Source organism: Olsenella uli (genome assembly GCF_016900775.1).
Lineage (GTDB): Bacteria > Actinomycetota > Coriobacteriia > Coriobacteriales > Atopobiaceae > Thermophilibacter > Thermophilibacter uli_A.
The window spans coordinates 1-16105 of sequence record NZ_JACJKN010000005.1; the positions used below are offsets into that span (position 1 = coordinate 1).

At 68.7% G+C, this 16105-nt stretch carries 16 protein-coding genes; 6 read left to right on the top strand and 10 right to left on the bottom strand.

The features are described 5' to 3' along the window. The first annotated feature begins 402 nt into the window (after positions 1-402). The 3 genes from H6A23_RS04325 to H6A23_RS04335 all read left to right on the top strand — a co-directional run bounded on the left by H6A23_RS04325 (position 403) and on the right by H6A23_RS04335 (position 2325). A complete protein-coding gene (locus H6A23_RS04325) occupies positions 403-588 on the top strand; it encodes a ferredoxin (RefSeq protein WP_075280240.1) in 186 nt (61 codons plus the stop codon). A gap of 137 nt (positions 589-725) precedes the next feature. Continuing rightward, positions 726-1358 (top strand): Maf family protein, encoded by a 633-nt coding sequence (locus H6A23_RS04330; RefSeq protein ID WP_204830974.1) that lies wholly within the window; start codon positions 726-728, stop codon positions 1356-1358. Continuing rightward, positions 1351-2325 (top strand): P1 family peptidase, encoded by a 975-nt coding sequence (locus tag H6A23_RS04335; RefSeq protein WP_204830975.1) that lies wholly within the window; start codon positions 1351-1353, stop codon positions 2323-2325. Before H6A23_RS04330 ends, H6A23_RS04335 begins: the two co-directional genes overlap by 8 nt. A 535-nt stretch (positions 2326-2860) precedes the next feature. On the opposite strand, the gene H6A23_RS04340 is transcribed toward H6A23_RS04335, so the two are convergent. Continuing rightward, positions 2861-3895, bottom strand: a complete 1035-nt coding sequence (locus tag H6A23_RS04340) for a glycosyltransferase family 2 protein (protein ID WP_204830976.1) — start codon at positions 3893-3895, stop codon at positions 2861-2863. Positions 3896-3984: 89 nt separating this feature from the next. Further along, entirely contained in the window at positions 3985-5187 is a 1203-nt protein-coding gene (gene glf, locus H6A23_RS04345) for a UDP-galactopyranose mutase (RefSeq protein WP_204830977.1), read from the bottom strand. Between the two features lie 201 nt (positions 5188-5388). On the opposite strand from glf, the gene pta reads away from it, so the two are divergent. After that, positions 5389-6375, top strand: coding sequence for a phosphate acetyltransferase (gene pta, locus H6A23_RS04350; RefSeq protein WP_204830978.1), 987 nt, complete (start codon positions 5389-5391; stop codon positions 6373-6375). A 215-nt stretch (positions 6376-6590) separates the two neighbouring features. On the opposite strand, the gene pckA is transcribed toward pta, so the two are convergent. Beyond that, entirely contained in the window at positions 6591-8195 is a 1605-nt protein-coding gene (gene pckA / locus H6A23_RS04355) for a phosphoenolpyruvate carboxykinase (ATP) (protein WP_204830979.1), read from the bottom strand. Between the two features lie 221 nt (positions 8196-8416). On the opposite strand from pckA, the gene H6A23_RS04360 reads away from it, so the two are divergent. Together H6A23_RS04360 and H6A23_RS04365 are read left to right on the top strand one after the other, a co-directional pair. After that, entirely contained in the window at positions 8417-9301 is an 885-nt protein-coding gene (locus tag H6A23_RS04360) for an aldose 1-epimerase family protein (RefSeq protein ID WP_204830980.1), read from the top strand. Continuing rightward, the gene (locus tag H6A23_RS04365) at positions 9301-9792 is read left to right on the top strand and encodes a GNAT family N-acetyltransferase (protein WP_204830981.1); all 492 of its coding nucleotides are present in this window, start codon (positions 9301-9303) and stop codon (positions 9790-9792) included. Before H6A23_RS04360 ends, H6A23_RS04365 begins: the two co-directional genes overlap by 1 nt. Positions 9793-10033: 241 nt before the next feature. On the opposite strand, the gene H6A23_RS04370 is transcribed toward H6A23_RS04365, so the two are convergent. From H6A23_RS04370 to H6A23_RS04400, 7 genes are all read right to left on the bottom strand, one after another. After that, the gene (locus H6A23_RS04370) at positions 10034-10774 is read right to left on the bottom strand and encodes a gamma-glutamyl-gamma-aminobutyrate hydrolase family protein (RefSeq protein WP_204830982.1); all 741 of its coding nucleotides are present in this window, start codon (positions 10772-10774) and stop codon (positions 10034-10036) included. A gap of 1 nt (position 10775) precedes the next feature. Next, positions 10776-11540, bottom strand: a complete 765-nt coding sequence (locus H6A23_RS04375; RefSeq protein ID WP_286165804.1) for an amino acid ABC transporter ATP-binding protein — start codon at positions 11538-11540, stop codon at positions 10776-10778. A gap of 13 nt (positions 11541-11553) precedes the next feature. Beyond that, a complete protein-coding gene (locus H6A23_RS04380) occupies positions 11554-12387 on the bottom strand; it encodes an amino acid ABC transporter permease (RefSeq protein WP_204830983.1) in 834 nt (277 codons plus the stop codon). Beyond that, entirely contained in the window at positions 12384-13043 is a 660-nt protein-coding gene (locus H6A23_RS04385) for an amino acid ABC transporter permease (RefSeq protein ID WP_204830984.1), read from the bottom strand. The genes H6A23_RS04380 and H6A23_RS04385 overlap by 4 nt, the downstream gene beginning before the upstream one ends. Positions 13044-13144: 101 nt before the next feature. Beyond that, positions 13145-14110 carry a glutamate ABC transporter substrate-binding protein gene (locus H6A23_RS04390; protein WP_204830985.1) on the bottom strand — a complete coding sequence of 322 codons (966 nt, stop codon included), beginning with the start codon at positions 14108-14110 and terminating at the stop codon, positions 13145-13147. 375 nt (positions 14111-14485) lie between these two features. Then, positions 14486-15655 (bottom strand): acetate/propionate family kinase, encoded by a 1170-nt coding sequence (locus tag H6A23_RS04395; protein WP_204830986.1) that lies wholly within the window; start codon positions 15653-15655, stop codon positions 14486-14488. A gap of 98 nt (positions 15656-15753) precedes the next feature. Continuing rightward, a complete protein-coding gene (locus H6A23_RS04400) occupies positions 15754-16098 on the bottom strand; it encodes a histidine triad nucleotide-binding protein (protein ID WP_204830987.1) in 345 nt (114 codons plus the stop codon). Positions 16099-16105: the final 7 nt, after the last annotated feature.

Here is a 16105-nt window from a genome sequence, read left to right on the forward strand (position 1 = left end):
CCTTGATGCCCCCGCCCGCCCGAGACGACTCTTTCCGCTCAGATTAAAGCAAGGCTTGTTCTTCTCGCCAGATATGGGCACCAGTTGGGTGGCATGCTTGATAAAGACGAAGGTTGATATCAGACATGCCACCCAATCGCGGGGAGGCCCGGGCGGGAGGGGACTCTCGGCGGCGCGAGAGGGGCGCGGCACCCAATCGCCCCGGGTTCGTGGCGCGACGCGCACGGCCGCCCCGCGCGCCCAAAACCCACCGGGCAGCTAGGAATATAAGCCCAGCTCAGGGCCGTCCGAGCGTCATTTTGGGCTATACGCGGGTAACGGTTGCGCGAGCGGCGCGAAACGTGTAAAAACAGAATGAACCTGGGCGAGGGGCCCAGGCCCAGGCTAGAGAGAGGAAACAACATGAAGGCTACGGTCAACGAGGATTGCATCGGCTGCGGGCTCTGCGAGGGCACCTGCCCCGACGTCTTCTCCATCTCTGACGACGGCGTCGCCGTCGCCATCGAGGAGGACGTCCCCGAGGACGCCGAGGACGCCGCCCAGGAGGCCGCTGACAACTGCCCCGTCTCCGCCATCGTCGTGGAGTAGGCGTCAGGACATCCCGAGTCGTGCGGGGGCCGCGTGCGGCCCCCGTTTTTTTGTTTGCCGCCCCCGCGTCTGCCCGTGCGAGCGCAGGGGCGATCCTACAATGGGACGCGCAACGTGACACGGACAGGAGGCCGCGCGTGATACTCGCCTCGCAATCCCCCCGCCGCCGCGAGCTGCTGGCGGACGCGGGCTTTGGGCTCACCATCATCCCCGCCCAGATCGACGAGTCCCGACTGCCGGGAGAGACCCCCGTCGAGCTGGTGAACCGGCTCGCCGCCGAGAAGGCGGAGGCGGTCCGGGCGAGCCTGGGCGCGGGGGTCCGCGATGACCTGCTCGTCGCGGCGGACACCATCGTGTGGATGGGCGACGAGGCCCTGGGGAAGCCCTCGGACGCCTCCGACGCGACGGCGATGCTGCGCGAGCTCTCAGGCCGCACGCACCACGTCTCCACGGGCGTTTGCGCGATGAGGCTCTCCCCGGACGGAGGGCGCATGGCCGAGACGCGCTTCGTCGAGACCACGGACGTCACGTTCTGGGAGCTCACCGAGGCAGAGGTCGCGGCCTACGTCGCCACCGGCGAGCCGCTCGACAAGGCGGGCGCCTACGGCATCCAGGGGGCGGGGCGCATGCTCGTGAGAAAGATCGACGGCGACTACCCCAATGTCGTCGGCCTGCCCGTCGCCCGCCTGGTGCGCGAGCTCGGCCGGCTCATGGACGGCGGGACAGACCCCGTCGCGGAATCCATCAGGATGGGAGGGCCCCATGCCTAGCGAGAAGAACATCCAGAGCGTCACGCAGATCCCGGGCGTCTTTGCCGCCCACGCAACCAACGAGGCGGCGGGAACCGGGTGCACCGTCATCGTCTGCCCGGGGGGCGCCACGGGGGGCGTCGACGTTCGGGGCGGCGCCCCCGCCACGCGCGAGACGGACCTCCTCCGCCCCGAGGAGACCGTCGAGGCGCTTCACGCCGTCGTGCTCTCCGGGGGAAGCGCGTTCGGGCTCGCGGCGGCATGCGGCGTGGCCGAGGAGCTCGAGCGCCGCGGCGTCGGCCTCGACGTGGGCGTGGCGCGTGTGCCCATCGTGTCCGGGGCATGCCTGTTCGACCTCGCCTGCGGGGACCCGGGCGTGCGGCCCACGGCCGATGACGGGCGTGTCGCATGCGCCCGCGCCCTCGACGACCCCGGCGCCCCGCTCACGCGCGGCAACGTCGGGGCGGGGACGGGATGCACCGTCGGAAAGCTCGCCGGGCCCGAGCGCGCCATGAAGGGCGGCCTCGGCGAGGACGTCGAGCGCGCCGGCGAGCTCGTCTGCGGCGCGGTCTCCGCCGTTAACGCATGCGGCGACGTGCGAGACCCCGACACGGGGGAGCCGATCGCCGGGATGCGCGGGGAGACGGGCGGGCTCGCGTGCACCCTCGACGTCCTTCTCGGCGGCTCGGCGAGCATGCCGCTCGGGCGGACCAACACCACGATCTCCTGCGTCGTCACCAACGCCCGGCTCACCAAGGCGCAGGCAACCAAGGTAGCCCAGATGGCGGCCGACGCCTACGCCCACGCCATCTCCCCCACCCACACCACCAACGACGGCGACACCGTCTTCGTCATGGCCACGGGCGCGGTGGAGGCGCCCGTCGACGTGGTGGGCTCGCTCGCCACGCGCGCGCTCGGGCGCGCCATCGCCGACGGCGCGCGCCAGGCCGAGACGGCCTACGGCTATCCCGCCGCGCGCGACCTCTAGGCGCATCCTCGCATCTCGCCTGCGCGGCCCGGCACTCAGTTCCGCATCTGAGTGCCGGGCCGCGCTCATTTCCGGATTTGAGTACGGTCTCGCGCTCAGTACGGCATCTGAGCGCCGAGCCAGCAGCACGGCCACACTCATTTCCGGATTTGAGCATCAGCCCACGCTCAGTTCAGGATTTGAGTACGAGCCCGTGCGCAATTCCGCATCTGAGTGCCGCAGAGGGGCCGCAGTGCGCTCGGCTTCGCATCGGGACGCGGGGTCAGAGCCGCCATCGTGCTCAGTTCCGCATCTGCGTGCGGACGAGACACCGTCGACGCGCTCACTTCCGGATTTGAGCATCGGCCCGCACTCAGTTCCGCATCTGAGTGCCACCCCGCGGGGCAGCGCATTCGCGGCTGACCCACCGGCATGCCGCGGCGGTGTGAGGCGGCATCGGCCGACGGCCAAGCGCCCGCCCTTCTCGCCCGGCGACTCCTGCGAAGCAGTGGGCTGGGGAGAAGGGCGGGCGCTTGGCCGAAAAGCGGCGGAGAGGCTAGTTGAACTTCACGAGCTTCTGCGCGGCCTTGTAGCCGGCGAGCGTGAGCGAGCGGCCCACCGTGCCGGGGAGGTTGGTGGCCATGCCCACGATGCCGTGGCGCGCGCGGCGGTACATGCGCTTGTCGTACGCCCTGAGCTCGTCCCAGAGGGCCTGGAGCTCGTCCATGGCGTCCGGGCGGTCGCTCTTCTTGGAGAAGACCGAGCAGATGGCCATGATGATCGTGAAGTAGTTCATCATGTAGCTGCGCAGCTTCGCCGAGGAGATGTCGTCGTAGACGTGGTAGGCGTGCATCATGATGCGGGCGACGCGCCAGTAGTGGTCCACGCGGCTCGTGAGCACCTTGTCGTTCACGGACTGGTCCTCGCGGCCGATGAAGTAGCGGTAGACGTCCGCATCGAGGTAGTAGATGCTGCGGCACTTGGGGAACGGCACGTAGGCGTAGATGTTGTCCACGTAGAAGGTGTGGGGCGGCATCTGGAGGTTGGCCTCGCGCAGGGTGTCCACGCGGTAGGTGAGCGCGTGCATGAGTAGGTACTGCCACATCATGAAGTGGCCCATGTCGTTCCAGGTGAAGACCTTGCCCCGCGGCAGCACGTGGTGGTAGTCCACGACGTTTTGCGTGTCGTCCTCGACGTGCTCGTAGACGTAGTTGGTGATCACGAGGTCGACGTGGTCGCCCAGGCTGATGAAGCGGCGCAGCTGAGCGAGCAGGGCCATCACGGCCTCGCCGTCCACCCAGTCGTCCGAGTCGATGTTCTTGAAGTAGACGCCGTCGGCGTTGGCGACGGCCGTCATGACGGCCTTTCCGTGGCCGCCGTTCTCCTGGTGGACCGCCTTGATGAGCGAGGGGTGGCGCGCGGCCCACTCGTCCGACTTCGCGGGGGTCTCGTCCTTGGTGGAGCCGTCGTCCACGATGACGATCTGGACGTCCTCGGCATACCCCGTGCCCTCGAGGATAGACTCGATGCAGTGGTCCATGTACGCGGCCGAGTTGTAGCAGGGGATGCCAAAGGTGATGGTCTTGTTCATCGGGGCCCTTCGGGTCAAGGGAGGCGGGCCCTCGCGGCCCGCCCCGGAAAACATCACGTGAGCGGGCCCCGAGGGGCCCGCCGTCCGCGCTAGCTGTGCTGGGACACCAGCTCGTCTGAGAGCTCGAGCGCCGAGGCCACGACCCCGTCCATGTCGTAGTAGCGGTACTCGGCGAGCCTGCCCACGCAGTGGAAGTTCACCACGCCCGCGACGCGCTCGCGGTAGCGGCGGTAGAGCTCGCGGTTGGCGTCCTCGAGGATGGCGTAGTAGGGCGTCTCCCCGGAGCCGGGGGTGTAGGCCTTGGAGTACTCCTTCATGATGGTGGTCTTGCCGGGAACCACCTGGCCGGTCATGTTCTTGAACTCGGTGATGCGGGTGAAGTCCTCGCTCGTGGTGTAGTTGACGGTGCCCACGGGCTGGAACTGGTCCTGGTCGAGCGTCTCGAAGACCATGTCGAGCGTGCGGTACGGCAGCGCCCCCAGGTCGAGGTCGAAGAGCTCGTCGAGCGGGCCGGTGTAGATGACCTCGCCGCCGTAGGGCCTGCCGCACACCGAGACGCTCATGTCGGACACCTTGAGGATGTCGCGCGCGTCCACGTCGAGGAAGACCGAGATGAGGTCGTGTTCGAGCATGTGCTCGAAGAGCGCGGTGTAGCCCTCGGCCGGCATGCCCTGGAAGGGGGCGCCAGGGAAGTAGCGGTCGTCGTCGCCCACGAAGACGGGGACGCGCCCGGTGATGGAGGGGTCTATCTGGTCGGGCGTCTGGCCCCATTGCTTCATCGTGTAGTGCAGGAAGACGTTCTCGAAGACGTAGTCGGCGACCTCCACGAGCTCCGGGTCGTTCTTCTCGCGAAGCTCCATGATGGGGACCTTCTTGTTCTCGCCGAAGGTGGCCACGAGCTTCTGGTAGAGGCGCTCGCCCTTCTCCTCGCCGAAGGCGAGCTTGAGGGAGCGGTGGTTGAAGGGCACCGGCATGAGCGTGCCGTGGATGTTGGCGAGCACCTTGTGCTGGTAGTCGGTCCACTCCGTGAAGCGCGAGAGGAACTGGTTCACGCGCTCGCTCATGGTGTGGTAGATGTGCGGGCCGTACTTGTGCACGAGGATGCCCGCCTCGTCGTAGTAGTCGTACGCGTTGCCCGCGATGTGGTCGCGCCGCTCGAGGATGGCGACCTTGAACCCGCAGGACTCCGCAAGGCGGCGTGCGCACACGGCGCCGGCATACCCCGCGCCGACGACGATGGCGTCATAGCTGTCCGGATTGAACCCGGCGGGCAGACCGTTTTCGATACCCATACACGTCCTCTCAGCCGTCAGTTACTCGCGTGCCGCCGCTGCGGCGGGACGAGCAGGGTCCGCTCGCCCAATCGTGCGATAGATTCTAGCACCTCGTCCCTATAATGGTCTCGTGCCCGCCCCTCCCTGCCGATTCGCACACAATCCGGGAAGGCGGGCGCGCGAGGACGTGAGCGTATCGAGACAATTGGAAGGAAGAGCATGAGCGACTTTCTCACGCGCATGAAGACCGCCGCCAAGGCGGACAAGAAGACCATCGTCCTGCCCGAGGGCGAGGACCCGCGCACCCTCGAGGCGGCCCGCAAGATCGTCGAGGAGGGCCTCGCCAACCTCGTCATCCTGGGCGACCCGGCCACGATCGACGTCGAGGGCGTGACCGTCATCGACCCGAAGAGCCCCACCGCCCCCAAGCACGAGGCCTATGCCCAGAAGTTCGCCGAGCTGCGCGCCAAGAAGGGCGTGACCATCGAGCAGGCCCGCGCCCAGATGATGGACGCCACCTACTACGGCACCATGATGGTCAAGATGGGCGACGCCGACGGCCTGGTCTCCGGCGCGTGCCACTCCACGGCCAACACGCTGCGCCCGGCCCTGCAGATCCTCAAGACCGCCCCGGGCACCAAGCTCGTCTCCGCCTTCATGGTCATGTGTACCAAGACCCCCGAGTTCGGCGCCGACGGCACGCTCGTCTTCGCCGACTGCGGCCTCAACATCGATCCCACGTCCGACGAGCTCTCCGAGATCGCCATCGCCTCGGCCAACTCCTTCAGGACCTTCATGGGCGACGTCGAGCCCAAGGTTGCCATGCTCTCCTACTCCACGATGGGATCGGCCGGCGGCGACACCGCCAAGAAGGTCCAGGAGGCCACCAAGTTCGCCAAGGAGAAGGCCCCCGAGCTCGCCGTTGACGGCGACCTGCAGCTCGACGCCGCCATCGTGCCCTCCGTGGCCCAGCTCAAGGCGCCCGAGAGCACCGTGGCCGGCCACGCCAACGTGCTCGTCTTCCCCAACCTCGAGACCGGCAACATCGGCTACAAGCTCGTGCAGCGCTTCGGCCAGGCGGACGCCTACGGCCCCATCCTGCAGGGCATCGCCAAGCCGGTGAACGACCTGTCCCGCGGCTGCTCCGCAGACGACATCGTGGGCGTCGTCGCCATCACCGCCGTCCAGGCGCAGATGGCCGAGTAGCGCTCGGGGCGCGCGGCGAGAAGAACCGGCGAGAAGAACGTGGGGCCCGGCGGCAGCCGCCGGGCCCCTTTCCATGCCGGCGCCCGCCTCGGCCCTGCCCCAGCAGCTCCTCGCGCACTATGCATCAGCCACACGAAAAATGGCGCCGCCCACCCCGGACGGGACGGGCGGCGCCATCTCGGTCCCAGGCGGGACCGTCGCGCATCGGAAGAGGGCTACTTCCCCATGATGGGCTTGGGGCCGGCGGCGCGGACCTCGGGCGCCATCGTGGTGAGGCGCTTCTCGGCGTTGTCGACGAACATCTGAGCGAGCTTCTCGGCCATCTCGTCGTAGGCCGCGCGGTCCTCCCAGGTGTTGCGGGCGTTGAGCAGCTCCGAGGGCACGCCCGGGCAGGTGGTGGGAACGTCGAGGTTGAAGCGCTCGTCGTGGACGAACTCGCAGTCGTCGATGATGCCGGACTGGGCGGCCTCGACCATCTTGCGGGTATAGGCGAGCTTCATGCGCTTGCCGGTGCCGTAGGGGCCGCCGGTCCAGCCGGTGTTGATGAGGTAGACGCGCACGCCGCCGTGATCGATCTTCTCGCCGAGCATCTGGGCGTAGACGTTGGGGTCGAGCGGCATGAACGGCTCGCCAAAGAGCGAGGAGAAGGTGGGCTGGGGCTCCTTGATGCCACGCTCGGTGCCGGCGACCTTGGAGGTGAAGCCGGTCATGAAGTGATACATGGCAGCATTGCGGTCGAGCTTGGCGATCGGCGGCAGCACGCCGAAGGCGTCGGCCGTGAGGAAGATCACGACGTCGGGGGTGCGCTTGGCGCGGCCCTTGCGCACGGCGCCGGGGACGAACTCCACCGGGTAGGCCACGCGGCCGTTCTCGGTGAGCGAGGTGTCGAAGTAGTCCGCCTCGCGGGTGTCGGGGTCGATGACCACGTTCTCGCACATGGAGCCGAAGCGGATGGCGTTCCAGATCTGCGGCTCGGTCTCCGGGGTGATGTCGATGGTCTTGGCGTAGCAGCCGCCCTCGATGTTGAAGACCTTGTCCTCAGCCCAGCCGTGCTCGTCGTCGCCGATGAGCAGACGGTCCTCGGCGGCCGAGAGGGTGGTCTTGCCGGTGCCGGAGAGGCCGAAGAAGACCGTGGTGCCGTGGGAGCGCGGGTTCATGTTGCAGGAGCAGTGCATGGTGAGCACGTTGTCCTCGACGGGCAGCAGGTAGTTCATCACCGAGAAGACGGACTTCTTGATCTCGCCGGAGTACTGGGTGCCCACCACGAGAATCATGCGCTCCTGGAAGTTGATGAGGACGGCGGCCTCGGAGTGGGTGCCGTGGACCGCCGGGTCGAGCTTGAGGGTGGGCGCGGCCATCACGACGAAGTCAGCCTCGCCAAAGTCGCGCAGCTCGCTCTGCGTGGGGCGCACGAGCATCTGGTGCACGAAGAGCGCCTGGCTCGCGAGCTCGCAGACGGCGCAGATCTTGCGGGAGTAGCGGCGGTCGGCGCCGGCGAGGCCGTGGACCACGAAGAGGCGCCGCTCGGAGAGGTGCCCAATGACCTCGGCCTTGATCTTGTTGTAGTTCTCGACGGAGAACGGCACGTTGACGCTGCCCCACGCGATCTTGTCGTGCACGTCGGGGGTGTCCACGATGAAGCGGTCCTTGGGCGAGCGGCCCGTGTACTGCCCGGTGATGACGGAGAGCGAGCCGGTGTCGGTGAGCTCTCCCTCTCCGCGCTCGACGGCGGTCTCGATGAGGACGGCCGGAGACGCGTCGATGACGGTCTTCTCCTCAGTGTGAGCGATGCCGTAGCGCAGAAGCTCCTCGATAATCATGCGTACCTCCTTGGAAAAAAGCGGTCCCCGACCGCCCCTTTTGACGCGACGATTGAGGCGACGACGCAGCCGTCCGCCCCGGAGGCGGACGTGTTTTGCACGTGCTATTATGCCACATCGGCCCGCTAGCGGCGCCAACGCCTCCATTCGGCAAGATTCACGCAACAATGCGTCCTGAGATAGATAAAGTTTTGAGAGATAGGGAACGAAGGGAGAAGAACATGGGCGCCATCACCACCATCTCCGACGGCAGGGTCCAGGCGAGCGTCGACGCGACCGGGGCGCAGCTCATGAGCCTGCGCACGGACGCGGGCGAGTACCTCTGGCAGGGCGACAAGCGGTTCTGGCCGCGCCGCGCCCCCGTGCTCTTCCCCATCGTCGGGTGCCTGCGCAACGACCGCGCGACGAGCGCCCAGGGCGAGGTCCGCCTCAAGCGCCACGGCATCGCGCGCCTCTACGACCACGCCGTCGTGTCCCAGACCCCGTCGAGCGTGACCTACGAGCTCTCCTCCACGGACGAGACGCGCGCGGCCTACCCCTTCGACTTCCGCCTCAACATGACCTACGCCGTCGAGGGCGGCGCGCTCTCCCAGACCTTCGCGGTCACCAACACCGGCGGGGTGCCCCTGCCCTTCACGCTGGGCGGCCACCCCGCCTTTAACGTCCCCGCCCCCGGCGGCGAGGGCGAGTCCTTCTCGGACTACGAGCTCGTCTTCCCCGAGCCCTGGACCGCCGAGGTCCCCACGATCGATGCCGCTGGCCTGCACGACTTCTCCAAGACGCACGAGCTCTTCCGCGGCTCCGACCGCCTGCGGCTCTCCCACGAGCTCATCTCGGAGCTCCTCACGCTGGTCTTCGTCGACGTGCCCGGACGCGCCGTAAGGCTCGTCGGCCCCTCCGGCCACGGCGTCGAGGTCTCCTTCGAGGGCTTCGACTACCTCGGGGTGTGGACCGCGTCGCCCGAGGCGCCGTTCGTCGCCATCGAGCCCTGGGTCGGCTGCGCGACGGCCTACGACGAGTCCGACGTCTTCGAGGAGAAGCGCGGCACCATCACGCTCATGCCCGGCGAGTCCTGCGAGAAGACCTTCTCCATGAGGCCGCTCTAGTGGCGGGCGTCATCCGGCGGGCGACCGAGGCCGACCTCGACGCGGTCATGGCCGCCTACGACGCCGCCCGCGCCTTCATGCGCGCGACGGGCAACCTCACGCAGTGGGTGGGCGGCTACCCCTCCCGCGCGGGCGCCGAGCGCGACCTCGCGGGAGGCTGGCTCTGGGTGCTCGACGAGGGCGCGGGGCCCGTGGCCTGCATGAGCGTCATGCCCGGGCCCGACCGCACCTACGCCGCCATCGAGGGCGAGCCCTGGCTGAACGACCGGCCGTACTGGGTCATGCACCGGCTCGCCTGCGCCGAGCAGGGCCGCGGCCTCGGCTCCCAGATGCTCTCCTGGCTCTGCGCGCGCCACGACAACGTGCGGGCGGACACCCACGAGGACAACGCCCCCATGCGCCGCGCCCTCGAGCGCGCGGGGTTCGTCAGGCGCGGCACCATCATCTGTGACGACGGAACCCCGAGGATCGCCTACCACTTCGTCCGGTAGCGCCGACGCGCGTCCGAGCAACCGACTCTGCCGCCCGGCGATCCGTGCGCAACGGCATCCCGGGCGGCACGTTCTTCTCGTCCCGGGCCCCGCGGGGACGCCGCGGGCATGCGCATGCGCACGGTGCCGCCGAGCATGCCCCGGCGCACGAAACAAGCCCCCTCCGGCGGAAAACCGTGCATGGGGGCATGCTCGACGAATCCGTGCATGGGAGCATGCTCGATGCGGCGAGCGAGAAGGGCTAGCGGCAGGCGTCCACGAACGAGCGCCAGAGCGCGCGGTCCGTCGGCAGGGTCCGCCAGGTGTACTCGGGGTGCCACTGCACGCCCACGCAGAAGCGCCGGCCGGGCACCTCGATGGCCTCGGGCACGCCGTCGGTGGCGCGCGCGACGAGGCGCACGCCCTCGCCCAGGCGGTCGACGCAGCAGTGGTGCGCGGAGTTGACCTGTGCGGACGTCACGCCGCCGAGGGCCCGCGAGAGGAGCGACTCGGGCTCCACCTCGACCGGGTGCGCGGGGTCGTTCAGGATGCCCTCGTGCCTCCACTGCGCCATGCCCTCGGGCGCGCCGAGGCTCGGCACGTCCATGCAGAGCGTGCCGCCGAGCGCCACGTTCAGGAGCTGCGTCCCGCGGCAGGTGGTGAGCAGCGGCAGGTCCGCCGCGAGGGCGCGCACCACGAGCGGGAACTCGAAGGCGTCGCGCTGCTCGCAGAGGAGCGCGGGGTCGTAGTCCATGTCGCTCCCCCACCGGCGCGGGTTGACGTCGGGCCCGCCGGGGACGGCGATGCCGTCCGCAAGCTCGAGGTAGGAGTCGATGACGCCCTCGTCCTCAGTGAGCGACATGACGAGCGGCAGGCCGCCCGCCGCGAGGATGGCGTCCACGAAGCAGTCCGCGATGGCCTCCTGCGGGGCCATCCGCTCCAAGCCCGCGCGGGACTCCGGCACCCAGCGGGGCGCCATGAGCACGACCGGTCTTCTCGCCATGCTAGTGCCCCCTGATGGAGTCGAGGAAGTCGCGCGCCCGCTGGCTCTGGGGGCGCTCGAAGAACTCGTCGGGGGCGCCCTCCTCCACGATCTGTCCGTCGGCCATGAAGACCACGCGGTCGGCCACGCGCCGGGCGAAGCCCATCTCGTGCGTGACCACGACCATCGTCATGCCCCTGCGCGCAAGCTCCACCATGACGTCGAGGACCTCGTTGATCATCTCGGGGTCGAGCGCGCTCGTGGGCTCGTCGAACATCATGGCCTTGGGGCGCATCGCGAGCGAGCGCGCGATGGCGGCGCGCTGCTGCTGGCCGCCGGAGAGCTGGGCGGGCACCTTGTGCGCCTGCTCGCCCACGCCGACGCGCTCGAGGAGCTCCATCGCGCGCGCCTCGGCCTCCTCCCTGCCCATGCCGAGGACCTCGCGCGGCCCGAGTGTGACGTTGTCGAGGATCGTCATGTGCGCGAAGAGGTTGAACTGCTGGAAGACCATACCGAGCTCCGCGCGCATGCGGGCGAGGTCGCGCCCCTCCTGCGGGAGCGGCTCGCCCTCGATGAGGATCTCGCCGGAGTCGATGGTCTCGAGCCGGTTGATGGTGCGGCACATCGTGGACTTCCCGGAGCCGGAGGGGCCGATCACCACGACGACCTCGCCGCGCCCCACGCTGAGGCTGACGTCGCGCAGGACGTGGAGGTCCCCGTAGCGCTTGTCCACGTGGCGCAGCTCGATCACCGGCACGTTCTTCTCGGTTGCGCTGTCTTGGCTCATGGCACTCCCGTTCCTAGCGAATGATCTTGACGCCCGTGCGGCGGGCGACGTAGACCGAGGCCTTGTTGATGGCAAAGTTGATCAGGATGTAGATGACGGCGACGACGAGGTACATGGAGAGCAGCGCGTCGTAGTTGGTGATGAGCACGCGCGCGTTCTGCATGAGGTCCGGGTAGCTCACCACGTAGGCGACCGTCGTGTCCTTGACCACGACGACGAGCTGGGCGATGAGCGAGGGGATGACGTAGCGCACCGCCTGGGGCAGCACGATCTTTCGCATGGTCTGCGCCGGGCTGAGGCCGATAGAGAGCGCGGCCTCCACCTGTCCCTTGGGCACGGCGTTCACGCCCGCGCGGAAGACCTCGGCGAGCACGCCCGAGGCCGCGAGCGCCACCGGCAGGGTGAGCATCCAGAAGGCGGGCATCTGGATGCCGTACTGCGGGATAACGAGGAAGAAGAAGTAGATGAGCAGCAGGCTCGGCACGCCGCGGAAGAAGTCCGTGACCGCGCGGCACGCAGCCGCGAGCGGGGCGATGCCGCTCGTGCGCCCCAGCATGAGCGCGAGGCCGAGCACGAGCGCGATGGCGCCCGCCGTGAGGGCCACCTCGACGGTGCCGACGAAGCCCTGCAGCAGGAAGCGCCACGTGGGCCACTCGAGCAGGAACGACCAGTAGCGCGGCGCGAGCTGGCCCGTCACGGAGAACTGGCGGACGACGAGCGCCGCAAGCAGGGCGAGAAGGACGGCGGAGATCGCGGTGCCCACCGCGATGCGGCGCCGGGCGCGCGGGCCGGGGGCCTCGTAGAGGGCGTCGCGCACGCTCGGCGCGGTGTTGGCGTGTGCGCTCATCGGAGAATCCTCACCCTCCTGTCAATCCTGTTGCCGATAAACGAGATGACAAACGCCGTGGCCACGTAGCCGAGCGCCGAAATCAGGAAGGCGAGGATGCCGCCCGTGGCGCGCGTGTTGACGTAGGAGACCACGCCCGTAAGCTCCTGGGGCGAGAGCGGCACCTGGGAGCCGAGCGCCGTCGTGAGCATGACGGCGATGAGCAGGTTGGTCATGGGCAGGACCGTCGTGCGCAGCGCCTGCGGGATCACGACGTGGCGCAGGATCTGCGTGAACGTGAGCCCCACGGAGCGCGCCGCCTCGATCTGCCCGACGCCGATCGTGTTGATGCCGCTCATGAAGTTCTCCGAGCCGAAGGCCGAGCCGAGCAGCACCACGGTCACGATGACGCAGGTGCGCCAGTCGAGGACCACGCGCAGCTGCGGCAGGGCGTAGGCGATGATGATGAGCAGCGCCACGCCGGGGATATTGCGGAAGACCTGGACGTAGAGCTCGCCGAGGCCGCGCAGGGGCGCGACCGGGCTCACCCGCGCGACCGTCACGAGCACGGCGAGCACCATGACGAAGACGAACGACACCGCCGTCATCGACCACGTGGCGAGAAGTCCGTCCAGGTAGTTCTGTCCGTAAGTTGAGAGAAGCTCCGAGAGCCCCATGGAACCTCCCGTTGACGCAGGGGGACGCAAGATCATGAGGGGCGCCCGACGGAAGGCCCGCCGGGCGCCCGACGGAAGGCCCGCCGGGCGCCCGACGGCGGCTAGGCGCCGATCGCGGGAGGCTCCGGCGCCTCCTCGATGCCGGCGCGGTCACCGATGCAGAGCTGCCAGAGCTGCTCCCAGATGCCCTCGTCCTCGATCTGCTGGAGCCAGGCGTTGACGAACGCGACGCCGTCGGAGTCGTGCGGCAGGCCGATGCCGTAGGGGTCGACGGGGCCGAAGGGGTCGCCCGCGAGGCGGTAGCGGCCGGGGTTGCGCGTCATCGAGCCCATCTGCATCGCCGTGTCAATCACGTAGGCGTCGACGCGACCCTGGGAGAGCGCCGTGCGGGCCTCCTCGTCGGTCTTGAACTCCTGGACATTGGCCTCCGGTGCGTACTCCTCGAGGATAGAGGGGCCGGTGGAGCCGGACTGCGCGGCGACGTTCCTGCCGGCGAGGTCCTCGACGGAGTTGATGTCGGAGTTGTCGGCCATCACGAGGATGGACTGCTGGGTGCTGTAGTAGGGGCCGGCGAAGGAGATGATCTCCTTGCGGGCGTCCGTGATCGAGTAGGTGGCAAAGACGACGTCGACCTGGTCGTTCTGGAGCACGGACTCGCGGGTGTCGGAGGTGACCTGGGTGATCTCCTGCTTGGTCTCGTCCCCCAGGATGTAGCGCGTGAGCAGCTGGGAGAGGCCGGCGTCAAAGCCGCGGGTCACGCCGTCCTGCTCGTTGAGCGACGAGAAGAGCAGCGACGTCTGGACGCCGCCGACGCGCAGGGTGCCCGCCTCCTTGACCGCGCTCGCCCACGCCGAGGCGGCGACGACGTCGTCGGCGGCGACGGCGCCCGCGGCGATGAGCTCGTCGTAGGCGGCGGCGTCGAGCTGGGTCTCCTCGGTCGCCTCCTCATTGGCCGAGGGGGCGGGGGCCTCCGCGTCGCCGCAGGCGGCGAGTCCGAGGCTGGCAAGGGCGGCGGCGCCGAGGCCGAGGGCCTGTCGGCGGCTGAGCATGAGGTCGTTGAGGGCCATGATGGAATCCTTTCGGGACGTTGGCCGTTGACACTCACAAATTGTACCCAACTCACTAGGATTTCAGACAGCGCACCCGGCCGCGCGAAATCCTGCGCTAACGTAGACGCGCCTTGCCGCAGGGCGAGAGCCGCACCCCGCGGCATGCTCGACGGGCGGCGACCGTCGCCTCACGAGCTCGCGTGCGGCGCCCGAGCATGCGCTCGCGCACGGTTTGGCCGAGCATGCCCCCGCGCACGGAAACGCGCCTCAGTGCCGTCGGACTGTGCGCGGGGGCATGCTCGGCCGGCGGGCCTCAGCCTGGCCGTCCACGCAAAGCGGGGCCCGCCCCCAGAGGCAGGCCCCGCGCGCAGGCTCACGATGTCGCCGACGGCGCTACCCCAGCAGCTCCGCGACGTCGAGGGCGATCATGTACTCCTCGTTGGTGGGGACCACCATGACGGTGATCGAGGAGTCCGGCGTGGAGATCACGCGCGGCTCGTCGGAGCGGACGGCGTTCTTCTCGTCGTCGATCTTGACGCCCATCCAGGCGAGGCGGTTGGCCACGCCGGCGCGCATCTCGGGCGAGTTCTCGCCGATGCCGGCGGTGAAGGCCATCGTGTCGAAGCCCTCCATCGAGGCCGCCATCTCGGCGATGAGCTGGGAGGTGCGGTAGTAGAACATGTCGAGGGCCATCTGGCACTTCTCGTCGCCGTTGGCGGCGCCGGCCTCGATGTCGCGGGAGTCCGAGGACACCTCGGAGACGGCGAGCAGGCCGGACTTCTTGTTCATCATCGTGTCGATGTCATCGATGGAGTAGCCGCCCACGCGGTTGAGGTAGAAGACCGTGGCCGGGTCGAGCGTGCCGCAGCGGGTGCCCATGATGAGGCCGTCGAGCGGGGTGAGGCCCATCGTGGTGTCCATGCACGTGCCGTCCTCGATGGCGCACAGGGACGCGCCGGAGCCGAGGTGGCAGCTCACGAGCTTGTGGGTCTTATCGCCCATCACCTCGTGCACGGTGCGCCAGATGAAGCGGTGGCTCGTGCCGTGGGCGCCGTACTTGCGGACGTGATACTTGTCAACGACGTCGCGCGGGAGGGCGTAGCGCCAGGCGCGCTCGGGCATGTGGTAGTGGAACGCCGTGTCCGGCACGATGACGTTGCCGAGCTCGGGGAACATGTCGCGGCAGATCTCGATGACGTCGGCCTCGGCGTAGTTGTGCAGCGGCGCAAGCGGGGCGACCTCGCGGACCTGGGCGAGCGTCTCGTCGGTCACGACGGCGGACTCGGGGAAGTACCAGCCGCCCTGGACCACGCGGTGGCCGATGCCGCCGATGGGCTTGTCCACGGTCTTGAGGATGTCGAAGACGTACTTGATGGCCGTCTTGTGGTCGGGGAGCGCGACCTCGAGCTTCTGCTTCTCGCCGCCCATCTCCTCGTGGCCGACGAACGAGCCGTCGATGCCGATGCGCTCGCAGTTGCCCTTCGCGTAGACCTCGCGCGTGTCGACGTCAAGAAGCTGGTACTTGAGCGACGAGCTGCCGGCGTTGATGACAAGGACGTTCATGACTCTCCTCTCGCGGGGTCTCCCCCACCCTCCGTGTTTGGGACATCCACCCTATGATACGCCCCGTCGCGGGCTTCCGGAGGGGCGCTACGACAAAATCAGGCGGGGATCAGCCCCTCGCCGAGGGGCCGGCCGCCGAGGACGTGCATGTGCAGGTGCATGACGGTCTGGCCGGCCGCCGCGCCCGTGTTCATGATGCAGCGAAAGCCCGACTCGGCGATCCCGGTCTTCTCGGCCACGGCCGCCACGGCGCGCTCCATGGAGGCGAGCGTCTCGGCGGGGACGTCGTCGACGAAGTTCTCGTGGTGTGCCTTGGGGACCACGAGCACGTGGACGGGCGCCTGCGGGTTGAGGTCGTTGAAGGCGACGACGTTCTCGTCCTCGTAGAGGAACTCGGAGGGGATCTCCCCGTTGGCGATCTTGCAGAAGATGCAGTCTGACATGGTGCCT

Excerpts from the sequence above, each read along its gene's own strand:
- H6A23_RS04385 (WP_204830984.1), bottom strand. The coding sequence starts at position 13,043 with ATGGGGCTCTCGGAGCTTCTCTCAACTTACGGACAGAACTACCTGGAC.
- H6A23_RS04335 (WP_204830975.1), top strand. The coding sequence starts at position 1,351 with ATGCCTAGCGAGAAGAACATCCAGAGCGTCACGCAGATCCCGGGCGTC.
- H6A23_RS04370 (WP_204830982.1), bottom strand. The coding sequence starts at position 10,774 with ATGGCGAGAAGACCGGTCGTGCTCATGGCGCCCCGCTGGGTGCCGGAG.
- H6A23_RS04400 (WP_204830987.1), bottom strand. The coding sequence starts at position 16,098 with ATGTCAGACTGCATCTTCTGCAAGATCGCCAACGGGGAGATCCCCTCC.
- H6A23_RS04375 (WP_286165804.1), bottom strand. The coding sequence starts at position 11,540 with ATGAGCCAAGACAGCGCAACCGAGAAGAACGTGCCGGTGATCGAGCTG.
- glf (WP_204830977.1), bottom strand. The coding sequence starts at position 5,187 with ATGGGTATCGAAAACGGTCTGCCCGCCGGGTTCAATCCGGACAGCTAT.
- pta (WP_204830978.1), top strand. The coding sequence starts at position 5,389 with ATGAGCGACTTTCTCACGCGCATGAAGACCGCCGCCAAGGCGGACAAG.
- H6A23_RS04380 (WP_204830983.1), bottom strand. The coding sequence starts at position 12,387 with ATGAGCGCACACGCCAACACCGCGCCGAGCGTGCGCGACGCCCTCTAC.
- H6A23_RS04390 (WP_204830985.1), bottom strand. The coding sequence starts at position 14,110 with ATGGCCCTCAACGACCTCATGCTCAGCCGCCGACAGGCCCTCGGCCTC.
- H6A23_RS04360 (WP_204830980.1), top strand. The coding sequence starts at position 8,417 with ATGGGCGCCATCACCACCATCTCCGACGGCAGGGTCCAGGCGAGCGTC.
- H6A23_RS04395 (WP_204830986.1), bottom strand. The coding sequence starts at position 15,655 with ATGAACGTCCTTGTCATCAACGCCGGCAGCTCGTCGCTCAAGTACCAG.
- H6A23_RS04325 (WP_075280240.1), top strand. The coding sequence starts at position 403 with ATGAAGGCTACGGTCAACGAGGATTGCATCGGCTGCGGGCTCTGCGAG.
- pckA (WP_204830979.1), bottom strand. The coding sequence starts at position 8,195 with ATGATTATCGAGGAGCTTCTGCGCTACGGCATCGCTCACACTGAGGAG.
- H6A23_RS04340 (WP_204830976.1), bottom strand. The coding sequence starts at position 3,895 with ATGAACAAGACCATCACCTTTGGCATCCCCTGCTACAACTCGGCCGCG.